Origin of the sequence: Pseudomonas sp. BIGb0164, assembly GCF_024810135.1 — a bacterium.
Lineage (GTDB): Bacteria > Pseudomonadota > Gammaproteobacteria > Pseudomonadales > Pseudomonadaceae > Aquipseudomonas.
The window spans coordinates 117,193-134,944 of sequence record NZ_JANUEA010000003.1; the positions used below are offsets into that span (position 1 = coordinate 117,193).

General features: G+C 62.0%; 14 protein-coding genes. 3 read left to right on the plus strand and 11 right to left on the minus strand.

Annotation, left to right across the window (positions count from 1 at the left end):
* Positions 1 to 79: 79 nt before the first annotated feature.
* The 7 genes from purU to M2394_RS08390 form a co-directional block, all read right to left on the minus strand.
* Positions 80 to 937, minus strand: coding sequence for a formyltetrahydrofolate deformylase (purU, locus tag M2394_RS08360; RefSeq protein WP_005792124.1), 858 nt, complete (start codon positions 935 to 937; stop codon positions 80 to 82).
* 122 nt (positions 938 to 1,059) lie between these two features.
* Complete coding sequence (locus M2394_RS08365; protein WP_259172090.1) at positions 1,060 to 1,692, minus strand: sarcosine oxidase subunit gamma; 633 nt, start codon at positions 1,690 to 1,692, stop codon at positions 1,060 to 1,062.
* A 124-nt stretch (positions 1,693 to 1,816) separates the two neighbouring features.
* On the minus strand, positions 1,817 to 4,834 hold the full coding sequence (locus M2394_RS08370; protein WP_178920191.1) for a sarcosine oxidase subunit alpha: 3,018 nt from the start codon (positions 4,832 to 4,834) through the stop codon (positions 1,817 to 1,819).
* Positions 4,831 to 5,133 carry a sarcosine oxidase subunit delta gene (locus tag M2394_RS08375; RefSeq protein ID WP_010207083.1) on the minus strand — a complete coding sequence of 101 codons (303 nt, stop codon included), beginning with the start codon at positions 5,131 to 5,133 and terminating at the stop codon, positions 4,831 to 4,833. The genes M2394_RS08370 and M2394_RS08375 overlap by 4 nt, the downstream gene beginning before the upstream one ends.
* A 15-nt stretch (positions 5,134 to 5,148) precedes the next feature.
* Positions 5,149 to 6,399, minus strand: coding sequence for a sarcosine oxidase subunit beta (locus M2394_RS08380; protein ID WP_010207084.1), 1,251 nt, complete (start codon positions 6,397 to 6,399; stop codon positions 5,149 to 5,151).
* A 22-nt stretch (positions 6,400 to 6,421) separates the two neighbouring features.
* Entirely contained in the window at positions 6,422 to 7,675 is a 1,254-nt protein-coding gene (gene glyA / locus M2394_RS08385) for a serine hydroxymethyltransferase (RefSeq protein ID WP_259172101.1), read from the minus strand.
* 237 nt (positions 7,676 to 7,912) lie between these two features.
* The gene (locus M2394_RS08390) at positions 7,913 to 8,641 is read right to left on the minus strand and encodes a conjugal transfer protein TraX (protein ID WP_259172103.1); all 729 of its coding nucleotides are present in this window, start codon (positions 8,639 to 8,641) and stop codon (positions 7,913 to 7,915) included.
* A gap of 90 nt (positions 8,642 to 8,731) precedes the next feature.
* Here M2394_RS08390 and M2394_RS08395 point away from each other — a divergent pair, with 90 nt between their 5' ends.
* Positions 8,732 to 9,772 carry a low specificity L-threonine aldolase gene (locus M2394_RS08395; RefSeq protein WP_016972857.1) on the plus strand — a complete coding sequence of 347 codons (1,041 nt, stop codon included), beginning with the start codon at positions 8,732 to 8,734 and terminating at the stop codon, positions 9,770 to 9,772.
* A gap of 174 nt (positions 9,773 to 9,946) precedes the next feature.
* Entirely contained in the window at positions 9,947 to 10,147 is a 201-nt protein-coding gene (locus M2394_RS08400) for a hypothetical protein (RefSeq protein WP_178920186.1), read from the plus strand.
* Between the two features lie 128 nt (positions 10,148 to 10,275).
* On the opposite strand, the gene gbcB is transcribed toward M2394_RS08400, so the two are convergent.
* On the minus strand, positions 10,276 to 11,376 hold the full coding sequence (gbcB, locus tag M2394_RS08405; protein WP_028618224.1) for a glycine-betaine demethylase subunit GbcB: 1,101 nt from the start codon (positions 11,374 to 11,376) through the stop codon (positions 10,276 to 10,278).
* 280 nt (positions 11,377 to 11,656) lie between these two features.
* Between gbcB and gbcA the strand changes: the two genes are divergently transcribed.
* Complete coding sequence (gene gbcA / locus M2394_RS08410) at positions 11,657 to 12,952, plus strand: glycine-betaine demethylase subunit GbcA (RefSeq protein WP_016972861.1); 1,296 nt, start codon at positions 11,657 to 11,659, stop codon at positions 12,950 to 12,952.
* Positions 12,953 to 13,733: 781 nt separating this feature from the next.
* Here gbcA and M2394_RS08415 read toward each other — a convergent pair.
* The 3 genes from M2394_RS08415 to dgcB are packed head-to-tail and all read right to left on the minus strand — an operon-like array spanning position 13,734 to position 17,678.
* Positions 13,734 to 14,504: an electron transfer flavoprotein subunit beta gene (locus M2394_RS08415; RefSeq protein WP_176996675.1), complete on the minus strand. Its 771-nt coding sequence runs from the start codon at positions 14,502 to 14,504 to the stop codon at positions 13,734 to 13,736.
* A 10-nt stretch (positions 14,505 to 14,514) separates the two neighbouring features.
* The gene (locus M2394_RS08420; RefSeq protein WP_178920185.1) at positions 14,515 to 15,735 is read right to left on the minus strand and encodes an electron transfer flavoprotein subunit alpha/FixB family protein; all 1,221 of its coding nucleotides are present in this window, start codon (positions 15,733 to 15,735) and stop codon (positions 14,515 to 14,517) included.
* Positions 15,735 to 17,678, minus strand: coding sequence for a dimethylglycine demethylation protein DgcB (dgcB, locus tag M2394_RS08425; RefSeq protein WP_259172107.1), 1,944 nt, complete (start codon positions 17,676 to 17,678; stop codon positions 15,735 to 15,737). Before dgcB ends, M2394_RS08420 begins: the two co-directional genes overlap by 1 nt.
* Positions 17,679 to 17,752: the final 74 nt, after the last annotated feature.

Here is a 17,752-nt window from a genome sequence, read left to right on the forward strand (position 1 = left end):
GCCTGCTCCCACATTCGACGGGGTTCCAAACTTGGAATGCGGTCGAATGTGGGAGCGGGCTTGCTCGCGAAGGCGCCCATCAGAGCACCACTGTTCTATTGGCGTTGAGAAACACCCGCCGCTCAATGTGATACCCAACCGCCCGAGCCAACGTCAGCCCTTCGATATCGCGCCCCTTGGCGATCAAGTCCTCGGGATAGTGGCTGTGATCCACCACCTCCACGCCCTGGGCGATGATCGGGCCTTCATCCAGGTCGTTGTTGATGTAATGCGCCGTGGCGCCCACCAGTTTCACCCCTTTGTTGTAAGCCTGGTGGTAAGGCTTGGCGCCCTTGAACCCCGGCAGCAACGAGTGGTGAATGTTGATGGCCTTGCCATCGAGCTTGCGGCACAGCTCCGGCGACAGCACTTGCATGTAGCGCGCAAGGATCACCAGCTCGGCGCCGGTGTCTTCCACCACCTGCCACACCTGACGCTCCTGGGACGGCTTGTCGTTGGGGTCGAGGGGGAAATGGTAGTAGGGAATCTGGTGCCAGTCGGCCAACGGCTTCAAATCGGGGTGGTTGGACACCACCGCGACCACGTCCATCGACAGTTGGCCGATGCGTTGGCGGTACAGCAGGTCGTTCAGGCAGTGATCGGCCTTGGAGACCATGATCACCACTTTTGGCCGATAGTTCGGCGCCGTCAGCTCGAAGATCATGCCAAAGGCTTCACCGCGCGTGGCCAGGCCATCGCGGAAGGCCTGCTCGTCAAACCCGTCGGGCTGGCGGAATTCCACGCGGATGAAGAACCGACCCGAAAGGCGGTCATCGAACGAGTGGTGCTCGGTGACGTAGCAGCCCTGCTCGAACAGGTAGCGGGTGACCGCATCCACCGTGCCGAGCACGCTGGGGCAGTCGGCGGTCAAGATCCATGTGTCGGGTGCGCGGCTCATTGCGGGTAACTCCTCAAGCAACTCCAGGCAACACACGCCCTGTAGGCGCCCGGCTTGCCGGCGATGGCGTCGGTGAGATCGCCATCGCCGGCAAGCCGGGCTCCTACGGGGTGAGCGTCATGTCAGGCTTCAACGCTCAGGCCGAACTCGGCCGACGCATCCTGCAGCCACAGCCACCAGTAGTCCGAGAAGCTGCGACGGATCAGCAGCTCCCAGGTGTCTTCGGCCGTGTGGCGGATCACCAATTGCGACTTGGCGAACACCGTGCCCACCGCCTTGCCCACCGGGAAGTTGTTGGGGTGCACGTCGTAGCTGGTGGACTTCATCAACACATCACGCACGTTCGGGCCGCGCAGTTCGAGGATCTGCTGGCCGCCGCTGACGTTGACGACCTGGATATGCAAATCACCCAGGGCGGCACGCAGGTTTTGCTCGGCGGCGAATTCTTCGCCGCTTGGCACAACGAGTAGCCACTCATCCGGGCCAAGCCATTGCAGGCTGGTTTCACCCTTGACGATGACTTGCAAGGCGCCTGGCAATTCGATGCCCAGGGCCTTGTGTACGCCGGCTGCGAAGGCGGAGTCATGGCCGTCGCCACGAATCGTCAGGTGGCCCAGGAGTTTCTTTTCACGCACGGTCACGCCGGCGTTCTTGCGGCCCTTGCCGACCAGGCTGGCGAGGTCGGCATGGTGCAGCGACGACTCGGCCTTGGCACCGGAGGTGGGGCGTTGTTGGTAAACATTGGCTGCTGTCATAGAGCACCTGTTCTGAATGCTGTGGTGTCTGTTCGGCCCTCATCGCGAGCAAGCCCGGCTCCCACAGGGGAATGCATTCCAAATGTGGGAGCTGGCTTGCCTGCGATGCAGGCGACTCGGTCTGTCAGATGTTCTGGCGATCGCCTTTCGGGTCGAAGAACACCGAGGAAACAATCTCCGCCTCGATCACGCTGCCATCCGCCTGCGGTGAGAACACCCGCTCGCCCATGCGCTTCAAGCCGCCCTTCACCACCGCCATCGCGAACGAATAGCCGAGGGAGTTGTGGGCATAGCTTGAGGTGACGTGACCGACCATCTTCATCGGGATCGTCTGCTTCGGATCGAACACCAGTTGGGCGCCTTCCGGCAGCCACACTTTTGGATCGACCGGCTTCAAGCCCACCAGTTGCTTACGCTCTTCGCGCACGCAGTCTTCACGGTTCATGCCGCGCCAGCCGATCCACGAGAACGGCTTGGTGCGGCCGACGCACCAGCCCATGTTCAGGTCGTCCGGGGTCATCGAGCCGTCAGTGTCCTGGCCGACGATGATGAAGCCCTTCTCGGCCCGCAGCACGTGCATGGTTTCAGTGCCGTACGGGGTCAGGTTGTACTTCTTGCCCGCCTCGACGATTTTTTCCAACACGCCCATGGCGTAGTCGGCCTGCACGTTGACTTCGTACGACAGCTCACCGGTAAACGAGATCCGGAACACCCGAGCCGGTACGCCGCCGACCAAGCCTTCCTTCCAGGTCATGAACGGGAAGCCGTCCTTGTCCAGGTCGATGTCGGTCACTTCGCTCAACAGCTTGCGGCTGTTAGGCCCGGACAGGGTCATGGTCGCCCAGTGGTCAGTGACCGACGTGAAGTACACCTTCAGGTCTGGCCATTCGGTCTGCTGGTAGATTTCCAGCCACTGCAACACGCGCGCCGCGCCGCCGGTGGTGGTGGTCATCAGGAAGTGGTTGTCGGCGAGACAGGCGGTGACGCCGTCGTCGAAGACCATGCCGTCTTCCTTGCACATCAGACCGTAGCGCGCCTTGCCCACGTCAAGCTTGGTCCAGGCGTTGGAGTAAATGCGGTTGAGGAACTCACGCGCATCCGGGCCCTGGATATCGATTTTGCCGAGGGTGGACGCATCCAGCAGGCCGACGCTGTCGCGCACGGCCAGGCATTCGCGTTTCACCGCCGCATGCAGGTCTTCACCGTTGCGCGGGAAATACCAAGGGCGTTTCCACTGGCCGACGTCTTCAAACTCGGCGCCGTTCTTCACGTGCCAGGCTTGCAGCGCGGTGTAGCGTACCGGCTCGAAGATGTGCCCACAGTGACGGCCTGCTACCGCACCGAAAGTCACCGGCGTGTAGTTCGGGCGGAACATGGTGGTGCCCATCTGCGGGATGGTCACGTTCAGGGAGCGGGCGGCAATGGCCAGGCCGTTGACGTTGCCCAGCTTGCCCTGGTCGGTGCCGAAGCCCAGCGCGGTGTAGCGTTTGACGTGCTCGACCGACTCGAAACCCTCGCGGGTCGCCAGTTCGATGGCGGCGGCGGTCACGTCGTTTTGCAGGTCGACAAATTGCTTCGGCGCCCGTGCAGTCGGTTTGTCATGCGGCACCTGGTACACGGCCAGGGTCGGTTCTTCCAGACGGCTCAAAGCCTTTGGCAGGGTGCCTTCCACCGGCGCAAAACCGGCTTCGCTGGCCGCGCGCACGCCGCCTTCAAAACCGTCCGCCAGGGAATCACCGAGGCCGTAGACGCCGTTGATGCCACCCACGCACACGCGCTTCTGCGGGGCTTCGCCCGGTACAAAACCGAGAATGTCTTCACGCCAGGTCGGCTTGCCGCCCAGGTGCGAAGCCAAGTGAACCACCGGGCTGTAACCGCCGGAACTGGCCACCAGGTCGCACTCCAGCCACTCGCCGGGGCTGGTGACTTTGTGTGCTTTCACATCAATCGCGGCCACACGGGCAGCGGTGACGTGCTTGCTGCCACGAGCCTCGATCACGGCGCTGCCGGTGAGGATACGAATGCCTTTGGCGCGGGCTTCTTCCACCAGGGCGCCGCGTGGGTTGTGGCGCACATCGGCGACAGCCACCACGTGCAGGCCGGCATCCAACCAATCCAACGCAACACGGTAGGCGTGGTCGTTGTTGGTCGACAGCACCAGTTTCTTGCCCGGTGCCACGCCGTAACGGCGCACGTAGGTAGAGACCGCACCGGCCAGCATGTTGCCCGGCACATCGTTGTTGCCGTACACCAGCGGACGCTCGCACGCGCCGGTGGCCAGCACCACACGCTTGGCCCGTACACGGTGGATGCGCTGGCGCACCACACCAATCGGCGCACGGTCACCGAGGTGATCGGTGAGACGTTCGTGAATGGTCAGGAAGTTATGGTCGTGGTAGCCGTTGACGGTGGCGCGGGGCAGCAGCACCACGTCAGGCAGGGCTTTCAATTCAGCAATCACGCTGGCGACCCATTCGGCGGCCGGCTTGCCGTCGAGGCTTTCGCGGGAATCGAGCAGCGAGCCGCCGAACTCTTCCTGCTCATCGGCGAGGATCACGCGGGCACCGCTGCGCGCCGCTGCCAGTGCAGCAGCCAGGCCTGCAGGGCCGGCGCCGACGACCAGCACGTCGCAGTGACGGTTCATGTTGTCGTAGGTGTCCGGGTCGTTCTCGGTCGGCGAACGGCCCAGGCCAGCCGCCTTACGAATGTACTTCTCGTACGTCATCCAGAACGATTGCGGGTACATGAAGGTTTTGTAGTAGAAACCCGGCGGCATCAGCTTGCCGCCGACCTTGCCGAGAATGCCCATCACGTCATTATTGACGTTCGGCCAGCCGTTGGTGCTGGTGGCAACCAGGCCTTGGTACAGCGCCTGTTGCGTGGCGCGCACGTTAGGAATCTGAGTGGCTTCGGTGGCGCCGATCTGCAGCACCGCGTTCGGCTCTTCGGCGCCGGCCGCAAAGATGCCGCGAGGGCGCGAGTACTTGAAGCTGCGGCCGATGATGTCGACGCCGTTGGCCAGCAGGGCGGCGGCCAGGGTGTCGCCTTCAAAGCCTTTGTAGGTCTGGCCGTTGAAGCTGAAGGTCAGGACTTTGTTACGGTCGATCCGGCCACCGTTGGACAGGCGATTGGTCTGGCTCATACCTTCTCTCCAGAGGCCTTGGCGGTGAATTGTGGCTTCTCACCGATCTTGTAGGTTTCAAGAATTTCGTAGGTCAGGGTGTCACGCGTGGCGTTGAAGTACTGGCGGCAACCGGCAGCGTGAATCCACAGCTCGTGGTGCAGGCCACGGGGGTTATCGCGGAAGAACATGTAGTCGCCCCACTCTTCATCGGTGCAGGCATTCGGGTCCAGCGGGCGCGGGATGTGCGCTTGGCCGGACGCGTGGAATTCCTCTTCGGAGCGCAGTTCGCCACAGTGAGGACAGAAGATATGCAACATAGGGAATTTCTCCTGTTAGTGGGCGACGGCCGCAGCGCCGTGTTCGTCGATCAACGCACCGTTGTGGAAACGGTCGATGGAGAAAGGTGCCGCCAACGGGTGCATTTCACCCTTGGCCAGGCTGGCGGCAAACACGTTGCCTGAACCTGGGGTGGCCTTGAAGCCACCGGTGCCCCAACCGCAGTTGAAGAACATGTTGGGTACCGGCGTCTTGGAGATGATCGGGCACGCATCCGGCGTGGTGTCGACGATGCCGCCCCACTGACGGTTCATGCGCACACGGGACAGCACCGGGAACATCTCGACGATGGCCTGGATGGTGTGTTCGATCACCGGGTACGAGCCACGCTGGCCGTAGCCGTTGTAGCCGTCGATACCGGCGCCGATCACCAGGTCGCCCTTGTCGGACTGGCTGATGTAGCCGTGCACGGCGTTGGACATGATCACGCTGTCGATAATCGGCTTGATCGGCTCCGACACCAACGCTTGCAGCGGGTGGGATTCGATCGGCAGGCGGAAGCCCGCCAGCGAAGCCATGTGCCCGGAGTTACCGGCCGTGACCACACCGACGCGCTTGGCGCCGATGAAGCCCTTGTTGGTTTCCACGCCGATGCACACGCCGTTTTCCTTGCGGAAGCCGATCACTTCGGTCTGCTGGATCAGGTCCACGCCCAGCGCGTCAGCCGCACGGGCAAAGCCCCAGGCCACGGCATCGTGACGGGCCACGCCGCCGCGACGTTGCACGGTGGCGCCGAGTACCGGGTAGCGGGTGTTCTTGGAGCAGTCGAGGTACGGGATCTCGTCGGCCACTTGTTTGGCGTTGAGCAGTTCGCCATCCACGCCGTTGAGGCGGTTGGCGCTCACGCGGCGCTCGGAATCGCGGATGTCTTGCAGGGTGTGGCACAGGTTGTACACGCCACGCTGGGAGAACATCACGTTGTAGTTCAGGTCCTGGGACAGGCCTTCCCACAGTTTCATTGCGTGTTCGTACAGGTGCGCCGACTCGTCCCACAGGTAGTTGGAGCGCACGATGGTGGTGTTGCGCGCGGTGTTACCGCCGCCCAGCCAGCCTTTCTCGACCACGGCCACGTTGGTGATGCCGTGTTCTTTGGCCAGGTAGTAAGCGGTCGCCAGACCATGCCCGCCGCCGCCGACGATGACCACGTCGTAGACCTTCTTAGGTGTGGGCGTGCGCCACATCTTCTGCCAGTTTTCGTGGTGGCTGAGTGAGTGCTTGAAGAGGCCGAAGCCCGAGTAGCGTTGCATAGTCATTACTCCAAAACCGCGCTCAGCGATAAACCGGGAAATCAGCGCACAGGGCAGACACGTGCTTGGCCACGTTGGCCTCGACATCGGCGTCGCCGAGGTTGTCGAGGATGTCGCAGATCCAGCCGGCCAGTTCGATGCACTGCGGCACTTTGAAACCACGCGTGGTCACCGCCGGGGTGCCGATGCGCAGGCCCGAGGTCACGAACGGCGACTGCGGGTCATTCGGCACGGCGTTCTTGTTGACGGTGATGTGGGCGCGGCCCAGGGCGGCATCCGCCTCTTTGCCGGTCAGGCCCTGACGGATCAGGCTGACCAGGAACAGGTGGTTGTCGGTGCCGCCGGACACCACGTCATATCCACGTTTGATGAACACATCGGCCATGGCCTGGGCGTTATCGATCACTTGCTGCTGGTAGGCCTTGAAGCCGGGTTCCAGCGCCTCCTTGAAGCACACGGCCTTGCCGGCGATGACGTGCATCAGCGGGCCGCCCTGGGCGCCCGGGAACACGGCAGCGTTGAGTTTCTTTTCAATCTCTTCGTTGGCCTTGGCCAGGATCAAGCCGCCCCGTGGACCGCGCAGGGTCTTGTGGGTGGTGGTGGTGACCACATCGGCATACGGCAGCGGGTTCGGGTACAGGCCAGCGGCAACCAGGCCGGCGACGTGGGCCATGTCGACGAACAGCAGCGCGCCGACCTTGTCGGCGATCTGACGGAAGCGTGGGAAATCCAGGGTCTTGGAGTAGGCAGAGAAACCGGCCACGATCATTTTTGGCTTGTGTTCCACCGCCAGGCGCTCGACTTCGTCGTAGTCGATCAGGCCGGTGTCGGTGTTGATGCCGTATTGCACCGCGTTGTACAGCTTGCCCGAAGACGACACTTTGGCGCCGTGGGTCAGGTGACCGCCGTGGGCCAGGCTCATGCCCAGGATGGTGTCGCCGGCGTTGATCAGGGCCAGGTACACGGCGCTGTTGGCCGAAGAGCCGGAGTGCGGCTGCACGTTGGCGTAATCGGCGCCGAACAATTGTTTGGCGCGCTCGATGGCCAGGGCTTCGACCTTGTCCACGTGCTCGCAGCCACCGTAGTAGCGCTTGCCCGGGTAGCCTTCGGCGTATTTGTTGGTGAGGCCGCTGCCTTGCGCTTCCATCACACGTTTGCTGGTGTAGTTCTCTGACGCGATCAGCTCGATATGATCTTCCTGACGCTGTTCTTCGGCATTCATGGCCGCGAGCAGTGCGTCGTCATATCCCTGGATCTGGTCTTTTTTGCTGAACATCGCGTCTCTCCCAGCCTTTCGTATTGTTGAGGCCCTCGCAGGGCCCTTTGATGCGATGGTAGGGCTGGTGCAGACAGGTCAAATGCCTACGCACGCCACGCAAAGGTGCGTTTACGACATTAGATGAGCGACACGAAACAAATGTGGGAGCGGGCTTGCTCGCGAATGCGGCGGGTCAGCCAATACATGGGTTAACTGACCCACCGCATTCGCGAGCAAGCCCGCTCCCACAGGGGGTTAGGCGATGATCTGGCGGACGAGTAACAGCAGCAGGAAATGCAGGGGATAGAGGACATAAGCCCAACGCCGCATGGCTGGTGGCGAGACGTTTTTGGCACGTCGCAACAAGGCCAGGCCGGCCAATGGCGCAATCAGGCACGCGGCCAATCCCAACTTCGCCACCAGCGTGTCGCTACTGAGCAGAATTTGCCATTGGTTGGCGGCCATGCAGACCACACCCGGCAACAGGCTGAAATACCATGGGCGACGGAACACCAGCAGCATCGCCAACGGCAACAACACGCCGAAAAAACCGAACATCAGCTGCGTGGAAAAAACCGCCGCAATGGTGACGGCAATCAGCGCCAATCCTCGATCAAAAAGCGCCTTCTGCTGCCATCCTCGGGTAACCAGCAAGCCCAACGCCAAAGTCGGCAACACGTTCAACGTATCGGCATCATCGATAAACAGGCGGTACGGCACTTCGCTGATCACGCTGAACAGCAGCAGCCACCCCAGGTAGCGCCACTGGCCGGTCACGGGTGCATTTCGTGCGCGGTGCAGATTCGCTGCAATGGCCAGGCAAAACCACGGGAACGCCAGGCGCCCCGGCACGTACAGGCCATCCAGGCTCAAGCCGACATACCGCAGGTGGTCCAGCACCATGCACAGCAGCGCCAGCCACTTGAGCAAATCCAAAGCGCCATCACGGACGCGTCCGACAGGAATCGTTTCAGTACCGTGCATAATTCCCCAGTGACTTTGCATTTACAGCGCGTGCGCACCCGCGACATTCTTGGTTACAGTGCGCACCAACATCGACCACAGGAATGGGCCATGACCGACAAGAGCCAACAATTTGCCAGCGACAACTATTCCGGCATCTGCCCGGAAGCCTGGGCCGCCATGGAACAAGCCAACCAGGGCCATCAGCGCGCCTATGGCGACGATGAATGGACCCACCGCGCAGCCGACGGTTTCCGCAACCTGTTTGAAACCGACTGCGAAGTGTTCTTCGCCTTCAACGGCACCGCCGCCAACTCCCTGGCGTTGTCGTCCTTGTGCCAGAGCTACCATAGCGTGATTTGCTCGGAAACCGCCCACGTCGAGACCGACGAATGCGGCGCGCCGGAGTTTTTCTCCAACGGCTCCAAGCTGCTCACCGCCCGTACCGAAAACGGCAAGCTGACGCCGGAGTCGATCCGCGAGATCGCCCTCAAGCGCCAGGACATCCACTACCCGAAACCCCGCGTGGTCACCCTGACCCAGGCCACCGAAGTGGGCAGCGTGTACACCCCGGATGAAATCCGCGCCATCAGCGTCACCTGCAAAGAGCTGGGCCTGAACCTGCACATGGACGGCGCGCGCTTCTCCAACGCCTGCGCATTCCTCGGCTGCTCGCCAGCGGACCTGACCTGGAAAGCCGGGGTGGACGTGCTGTGCTTTGGCGGCACCAAGAACGGCATGGCCGTGGGCGAAGCGATCCTGTTTTTCAACCACAAGCTGGCTGAAGACTTCGATTACCGCTGCAAACAGGCGGGCCAGTTGGCCTCGAAAATGCGCTTCCTCTCGGCCCCCTGGGTGGGCTTGCTGGAAAACGACGCCTGGCTCAAACACGCGCGCCACGCCAACCATTGCGCGCAGCTGCTGAGCAGCCTGGTGGCGGACATCCCCGGCGTGGAATTGATGTTCCCGGTGCAGGCCAACGGCGTGTTCCTGCAACTGTCGGAACCTGCCATCGCCGCACTGACGGCCAAGGGCTGGCGCTTCTACACCTTCATCGGCAAAGGTGGCGCACGGTTCATGTGTGCGTGGGATACCGAGGAAGAGCGTGTAAGAGAACTGGCGGCGGATATTCGGGAAGTGATGGGCGCCTGATACTGGCGCAGTGCCGAGTCTGTTATTTGATATTTCTGACAGCCTCACGCTGCATTTTCATTGTCTAGCCTCTTGGAACCCGGAAGGAAAACGCCGCTGCAGCGGCTCTCCTTTCGGGTACGACAACCTGCCGAATGACCGGCCGGAAATGGACATCCAACAGAGAGCTAAACCATGGAATATCAGAGCATCGGCAACACCCTCGAAAGCGACGGCAGCGTCAGCACCACCGTCATTGACTGGGATGAGTTCCGCAAGTACGCAAAAGTGGGCGACACCATCCGCGAGCCATCAAGGACATTGCGGATCTACGATAAAGCCTATGAATTGACAGCATCAGGCCAGCACTTCGTCGTCCACATCTACGCCCAATAACCCCTAATGTGGGAGCGGGCTTGCTCGCGAATATGGAGTGTCAGTCACCAGATAAGCGACTGACACACTGCTTTCGCGAGCAAGCCCGCTCCCACACACGCCGGCTCCTACAGGGGCGGTGCTAGCCTTCAGAATTCGATACGCACGTCGCCTTTCGGCACGCTGCAGCACGACAGGATGTAACCCTCGGCTTCGTCTTCCTCGGTGATCCCGCCGTTGTGGTCCATCTCGACTTCGCCACCCAGTTTCATCACCTTGCACGTGCCGCAGATGCCCATGCCGCAGGCTTTTGGAATCAACAGGCCAAGCTTGGCCGCGGCCGCATGCACGGTTTCGCCCGGGGCCACGCGAATGCTCTTGCCCGAGGCAATGAATTCCACCTGGTGCAGGTCCGCCAGGTCGATTTCCGGCGCGTCGGCGGCTTGTTCGGCCTGTTCGACCGCATCGGCACGGGCTTCCGGTGGCGTGGCACCGAAGGATTCCTCGTGATAACGCGTCATGTCGAACCCGGCCACTTCCAGCAGGCGCTTCACCGCATTCATGTAGGGCGTAGGCCCGCAGCAGAACACTTCGCGCTCCAGGAAGTCCGGCACCATCAGTTCGAGCATCTTGTGGTTCAGGTAACCACGATAACCGGCCCACGGCTCACCCAACCCGTGTTTCTCACAGATCAGGTGCAGGCTGAAGTTGTCGATCCGCGACGCCATGTGCTCCAGCTCGCGGTGATAGATGATGTCTTTGGGCGAGCGGGCGCTGTGGATAAACGTCATGTCGACATTCGCGTTGGTGTCGTAGAACCAACGCGCCATGGACATCACCGGGGTGATGCCCACGCCGCCGCTGAGGTACAGCACTTTCGGGCTTGGGAAGTCGATGGCATTGAACAGGCCCACCGGCCCGTGCACTGCCAGCTCCTGACCTTCATGAAGCGTGTCATGCAGCCAGTTGGACACCTTGCCACCCGGTACGCGCTTGATGGTCACCGAGAAGCTGTAAGGCACCGACGGTGAGCTGGAAATGGTGTAGGAGCGCATGATCGGCTGGCCTTCGATTTCCAGCTCCAGGGTGACGAACTGCCCCGGCTTGAAAAAGAACAGGATCGGCTGGTCGGCCATGAAGCAGAAGGTGCGCACGTCCCAGGTTTCCTGGATGACTTTGACGCAACGGACAATGTGCCGACCATTGGCCCAGGTCTGGGTGGTTACCGGATTCAGGAAATTATTGGACATGTTGTTCTCCACCGCCGACATCGGCCTTATGGTGGCGATTCTGCGTAACGCCAGAACCACCCATTTACCTATCTGCGACATTCACATACTTATCGCGACCAGCCCCCAACGACCTAGGGTTGCGCGTCGGGAACAGATTGGGCCATGTCGCCCATGGATAAGGTTCAGCCCATCGGCGGCCCCACACTCGCTCCCAACAACGACGCTTTCTTTACGCCTTGCTGCAAACCTGATTAGCCACTTATCTCGGCCACACAGAATGGCCATGAGGACCTACACGATGGACGTCACCGCAACCTTAAGCTTGGGCGATCCGCTGGAACCCGCACGCAAGGCCACCGCGCAAATGCTGCAAGAACGCGAGCGCACCTTTTCGCTGCCACAGCCGTTCTACTCTGATGAGCGGTTGTTTGATATCGACATGCAGGAGATCTTCCAGAAGGAGTGGTTGATCGCCGGCATGACCTGCGAGATCCCCACCAAGGGCAACTACCTGACCCTGCAAGTGGGCAAGAACCCGATCATCGTGATCCGTGGCGCCGAAGGCGTGGTGCATGCGTTCCACAACGTCTGCCGCCACCGTGGTTCGCGCTTGTGTACCAGCGACAAGGGCAAGGTCGCCAAACTCGTGTGCCACTACCACCAGTGGACCTACGAGCTGGACGGTCGCCTGCTGTTCGCCGGCACCGAGATGGGCGCCGACTTCGACATGAAGCAATACGGCCTGAAGCCGGTGAACGTGAAGACCGCAGGCGGCTACATCTTCATCAGCCTGTCGGAGAACCCGCCGGCCATCGATGACTTCCTGTCGACGCTCACCCACTACATGGAACCGTACGACATGGAAAACACCAAGGTGGCGGTGCAAACCACCTTGATGGAAAAAGCCAACTGGAAGCTGGTGCTGGAAAACAACCGCGAGTGCTACCACTGCAACGCGTCGCACCCCGAACTGCTGAAAACCCTGCTGGAATGGGACGACGTCACCGACCCGCGTGCCGACCAGGCCTTCAAGGACCACGTAGCCGCCTCCGCCGCTGCCTGGGATGCCGAGAAGATCCCTTACGCCCACGCCAGCTTCGGCCTGCGCAACCGTATCGTGCGCATGCCGCTGCTCAAGGGCACCGTGTCGATGACCATGGACGGCAAGCAAGGCTGCGCCAAGCTGATGGGGCGCATCAAGAACCCGGACCTGGGCTCGATGCGCATCCTGCACCTGCCGCACTCCTGGAACCACTGCATGGGCGACCACATCATCGTGTTCACCGTGTGGCCGATCAGCGCCCAGGAAACCATGGTCACCACCAAGTGGATCGTGCACAAGGACGCGGTGGAAGGCGTGGACTACGACCCGGCGCGCATGCGCGAAGTGTGGGACGCCACCAACGACCAGGACCGCCGCCTGGCCGAAGAGAACCAGCGTGGCATCAACTCCACCGCCTACCAGCCTGGCCCGTACTCCAAGACCTATGAGTTCGGCGTGGTGAACTTCGTGGACTGGTACAGCGAGCGCATGCTGAGCAACCTGGGGGCGGCGCCAGCGCCTTACCTCAAGGGTGTGGCGGTACACGAGTAACAGAGCCCACAAAGACCAAACTGTGGGAGCTGGCTTGCCTGCGATAACGGCGGTGAATTCACTGCACTCATCGCAGCGGTGCGACGATTCGACAAGCCAGCTCCCACATTTGCAACTGCACAGTGTTCAACATTTGATCAACCCTCTTGAAACCCTTTAGCGACCTGCCCTCCAGCCGTTACCCAACAACTTATCCACAAAGCCACCCACAGCAATTGTGGGCAACTGTGCTATTCACCTGAATTTAATTGAAGAAAATCCGTGACTTATTCAAGTCATGGGGTTTCAGCATGCATTGCTCACTTATTGATCAAACACCTACAAGCCACGTAGGTAGAGGCCTGTAGCGGTACGCAAACACCTTATCCACAGAGCCACCAACAGAGATTGGGTGTAACTTCAAAAACCTTGTGGAAAACCCCACCAGACCGTCATGAGCCGGGGGTTTTAAGGGCTCCAGCATCAAATTGGTCGTTTTTTGCCCAAGCCTGTGTAAGCCACGTTTTATAAGGCTCTCAGCCGAGAGCGAACATCTTATCCACAGAAGCGCCAACAGACTTTGGGGGCAAGTCTGTGTGTAAACGCCAGTGCGCACAGGGAAAAAACCCAGGAAAAACCGCCAGTTACCCTGGTTGTTTTTCGTACAGAGGACTAAAGGGCTTGATTTGCAAGGGGTGTGGACAGCCGCGAACAGGTTATCCACAGACGGGTCAACAGGGATTGTGGGTAAGCCCACAGTAGGAGCCGGCAAGCCGGCTCCTACAGTGGTTTGGGGGGGTGGTTAGCGTACGACGCCTTCTTCAACGAGCAGCTTGAGGATGGCTTCGGCGCCCGCTTCCGGGCTAAGGCCCTTGAGCACCTGCCCGCCGCCGCCACTGGCCTTGGCGGTCGCGGCTTTCATCCGATCGGCACCGCTCTTGGCCTTGATCACCTTAAGACGCTTTGGCCGAGGTTTAGCCGGTTGCAGCACGGCGCCTGTGAATAACTCGTCCTCTTCCACCTCGACCTCGTGGGCTGCCAGCTCACCCCGTTGCGCAGGGCCGTAGGCACTTTGCCGAGGCTTGGGCGCGGCGTTATCCACCGTGGCCAGGAACGGCAAGCGCACCTTCAGGCGGCGCCGCTGGCCGCGTGGCAAGGCTTGCAGCACATGGGCCACGCCGCCGTCGATGGACTCCACTTGCGCCAGCCCGACGATCAACGGCCAGCCCAATTGTTCGGCGAGCAGGAATGGCAGCATGCCCGAGCCTTCGCCGGTTTCCGCCTGGCTGCCGGCGAGCACCACCTGGGCACCTGCCTCGCGCAGGTAGTCGCTGAGCACCGGCAAGGCATCGCTGCCTGCCGGTTGTTCCAGCACCTGCAATTGGGGCAACCCCATGCCCAGGTAGCTGCGCAGGGTCGGCTCGTTGATGTTGCCGGCGTGGAGCACCTGCAACTTATCCCCAGCCATTTGCAGGCCCAGCTCGACGGCGCGCGCGTCCTGCTCGGCACGGCGCGGGCGCCCGGAAGTCGGGTGGGCGCCGATGGACACCAGGCTGATTACATTCGTGGTCATGGCCAACTCCTTAAGCTGCATCGCGCTTGGCGCCGTTGCGGTAGGCCTCGACCGCTGCGATCAAGGCGTGCAGGATCGCGGCGCTTTCGCCGATCACCGACAGGTCGGCACGCTTGATCATGTCGCAGCCAGGGTCCAGGTTGATCGCCACCACCTTGTCGCAGGCACCGATGCCCTGCAGGTGCTGGATCGCCCCGGAAATCCCCACCGCCACATACACCCGCGCCGTAACCCAGGTGCCACTGGCGCCGACTTGGCGATCACGCGCCATGAAGCCGTCGTCCACCGCCACCCGCGAAGCGCCTTCGGTAGCGCCCAGTGCAGCGGCGGTCTGGTGGAACAGCGCCCAGTCCTTCACGCCGTTGCCGCCAGAGAAAATGAATTCCGCCTCGGCCATGGGAATCGCCGCCGGGTCCACCGCCACTGCGCCGAGGTCTTCAATACGCGGCAGGCTGCGGGCCAGGGGTGTGGATAACTCCACGGGCAAGGCTTCGTGCCGGGTTTCGCTGACCGGATCGGCGCACTCGGCGGCCGCCAGGATCAGGCGCGGCAGAGGGCGGGCCAAGTCTTCCTGGCCGGCACCGGCACGGCCGATGCACTCGTTACCCTTGATCTGCCAGACACGCGTGGCCGGGCGTTCCTGGAGGCTGGCGGCAAAGCGCCGTCCCAACTCACCGCCACCGCTGCGGCTGTCGGGCAGCAGCCAATGACGCGGGTTGAATTGGTTATCCACAGCCCGCAGGCCCTGGACACGTTGTTCCGGTGAATAACCGTCGAATGCGTGACCTTCCAACACCAGCAGGCGGTCGACACCGGCCGCAGCGAAGGCCGTCTCCTTGTGCTCGCCAAACACCACCGCCAGCACGGCGCCGTCGCTGCCGGCCAACTGCCGCGCCAGGCCGAGCAAGTCGCGGTCGTGGCTGCTCAGGCGGCCGCCGACCATGTCCGGCACCACGTTGATGTAGAACGCAGGCGCTGGCACCTGGTGCAACGGCAACTGCACTTCCACCGCCGCCGTGCGCTTGGCCGCGCCGCCCTGCTGGGCGCCGCTGCGGTCGATGCGCTTGATGCCGTTGGGGCCGATAAAACCGACGCCATGTACATGCTTGCGGATGACGCCGTTGGGCCCCATCCAGCTGTGTTGCACCGGCTGCATCGCCGCATGCAGCGGGTGCAAGCGGTTGCGGGCAATCCATTCGGCCCGGGGGTCGCGGCGGATAATGTCGCTCATCAGAGCACCTCCGCAGGTTCACGCTTTAAAGGAGCTTTTGCCGGTGCGGCGTCTTCGAGCAATGCATCAGCAACAAGCTCGGCAATATCTTTGATCAGTGGGCGCGGTTCGACCACACCCTCAAGCATCGCCGTGCACTGTGGACAACCCACGGCCACCAGCTCGGCGCCGGTCTCGCGGATGTCTTCCATGCGCATGTCCGGGATACGTTGCTTGCCGGGAATATCAGTGATCGGCGCCCCGCCACCGCCGCCGCAGCAGCGTGAACGGAAGCCCGAGCGCTGCATCTCCTTGACCTCGATACCCAGCGCCCGCAGCACTTGGCGCGGTGCCTCGTATTCGCCGTTGTAGCGGCCCAGGTAGCACGGGTCGTGATAGGTCACGCTACTGCCCTTGTGCTGGCCCAGGTTCAACGCGCCCTCGCCGATCAGCTCGGCCATGAAGGTGCTGTGGTGCTGCACGAGGTAGTTGCCGTTGAAGGCGCCGTACTCGTTTTTCAGCACGTGGAAACTGTGGGGATCGCAGGTGACGATGCGCTTGAAGCCGTACTTTTCCAGCGTCTGGATATTGCGCGTGGCCAGCAACTGGAACGTTGCTTCATCGCCCAGCCGGCGAGCCACGTCACCGCTGTCGCGCTCTTCCAGGCCGAGTACGGCAAAGTCGACATTGGCCGCTTTCAGCACTTTGACGAACGCACGCAAGGTGCGCTGGTTACGCATGTCGAAAGCGCCGTCGCCGACCCAGAACAGCACGTCGGTGGTGCCTTTTTCGCTGAGCAAAGGCAGGTTCAAATCCGCCGCCCAGTTCAGCCGCCCGCCCGGTGCAAAACCGCCGGGGTTGTCGGTGGCGATCAGGTTCTCCAGGACTTCGGCGCCCTTGTTCGGGGTCGCGCCCTTTTCCAGGGTGAGGTGGCGGCGCATGTCGACGATGGCGTCCACGTGCTCGATCATCATCGGGCACTCTTCCACGCAAGCGCGGCAGGTGGTGCAGGACCACAGGGTCTCGGCATCCACCAGGCCGTTGACGATCGGCTGGTGCGGGTTGCCAGCATGTTCGCCAATGGCTTTGCCCGGGTAAGGGCTGCCGGCAAACTTGGCATCGGTACCACCGGCCAGGCCGACCACCATGTCCTGGATAAGTTTTTTCGGGTTCAGCGGTTGGCCGGCAGCGAACGCTGGGCACGCGGCTTCGCATTTACCGCACTGCACGCAGGCGTCAAAACCGAGCAGCTGGTTCCAGGTGAAATCCTTGGGTTTTTCCACGCCCAGGGGCGCGGTTTTATCGCTGAGGTCCAGCGGTTTCAAACCGGTGGAACGGCCACCGCCGAAGCGCTCGGCACGGCGGTGCCAGGCCAGGTGAAGGGCGCCGGCGAAGGCGTGTTTCATCGGGCCGCCCCAGGTCATGCCGAAGAACATTTCGGACACGCCCCACAGCACGCCAACACCGAGCAATGCCGCGAGCAACCAGCCGCCGAAGTCCGCCGGCAGAATCCCGGCCACCGGCAAGGTGACCAGGAAGAAGCTTACCGAGAACGCCATGAGGCTCTTCGGCAAGCGCATCCACGGGCCTTTGGACAGGCGTGACGGCGGATTGCGACGGCGCAGATACACGAACGTGGCACCGACAAACATCAGCACCGAGGCCAACAGCAAGGCATAACCGAGGATGCGGTTATGCAGGCCGAAGCCATGCACCAGAATGGCGAGCAGCGCCGACAGCACAAAGCCCAACGCCGTGGCGACGTGGGTGTTGGCGATGTATTTGTCGCGGGCGACCACGTGGTGCAGGTCGACCATGTAGCGCTTGGGCATGGCCAACAGGCCACCCAGCAAGTCGACCTTGGACGCACGGCCACGGCGCCACATGTTTACCCGGCGCAGGGCGCCGAGGACGGCAAGGCCCAGGGCGGCGAACAGCAGGATGGGAAGAAGGGTGTTCAGCATGGTGAAGCTCCCACAGACCACACAGGTCTACTGTGAAACTGGCCCTGAATGTGGGAGCGGGCTTGCTCGCGAAA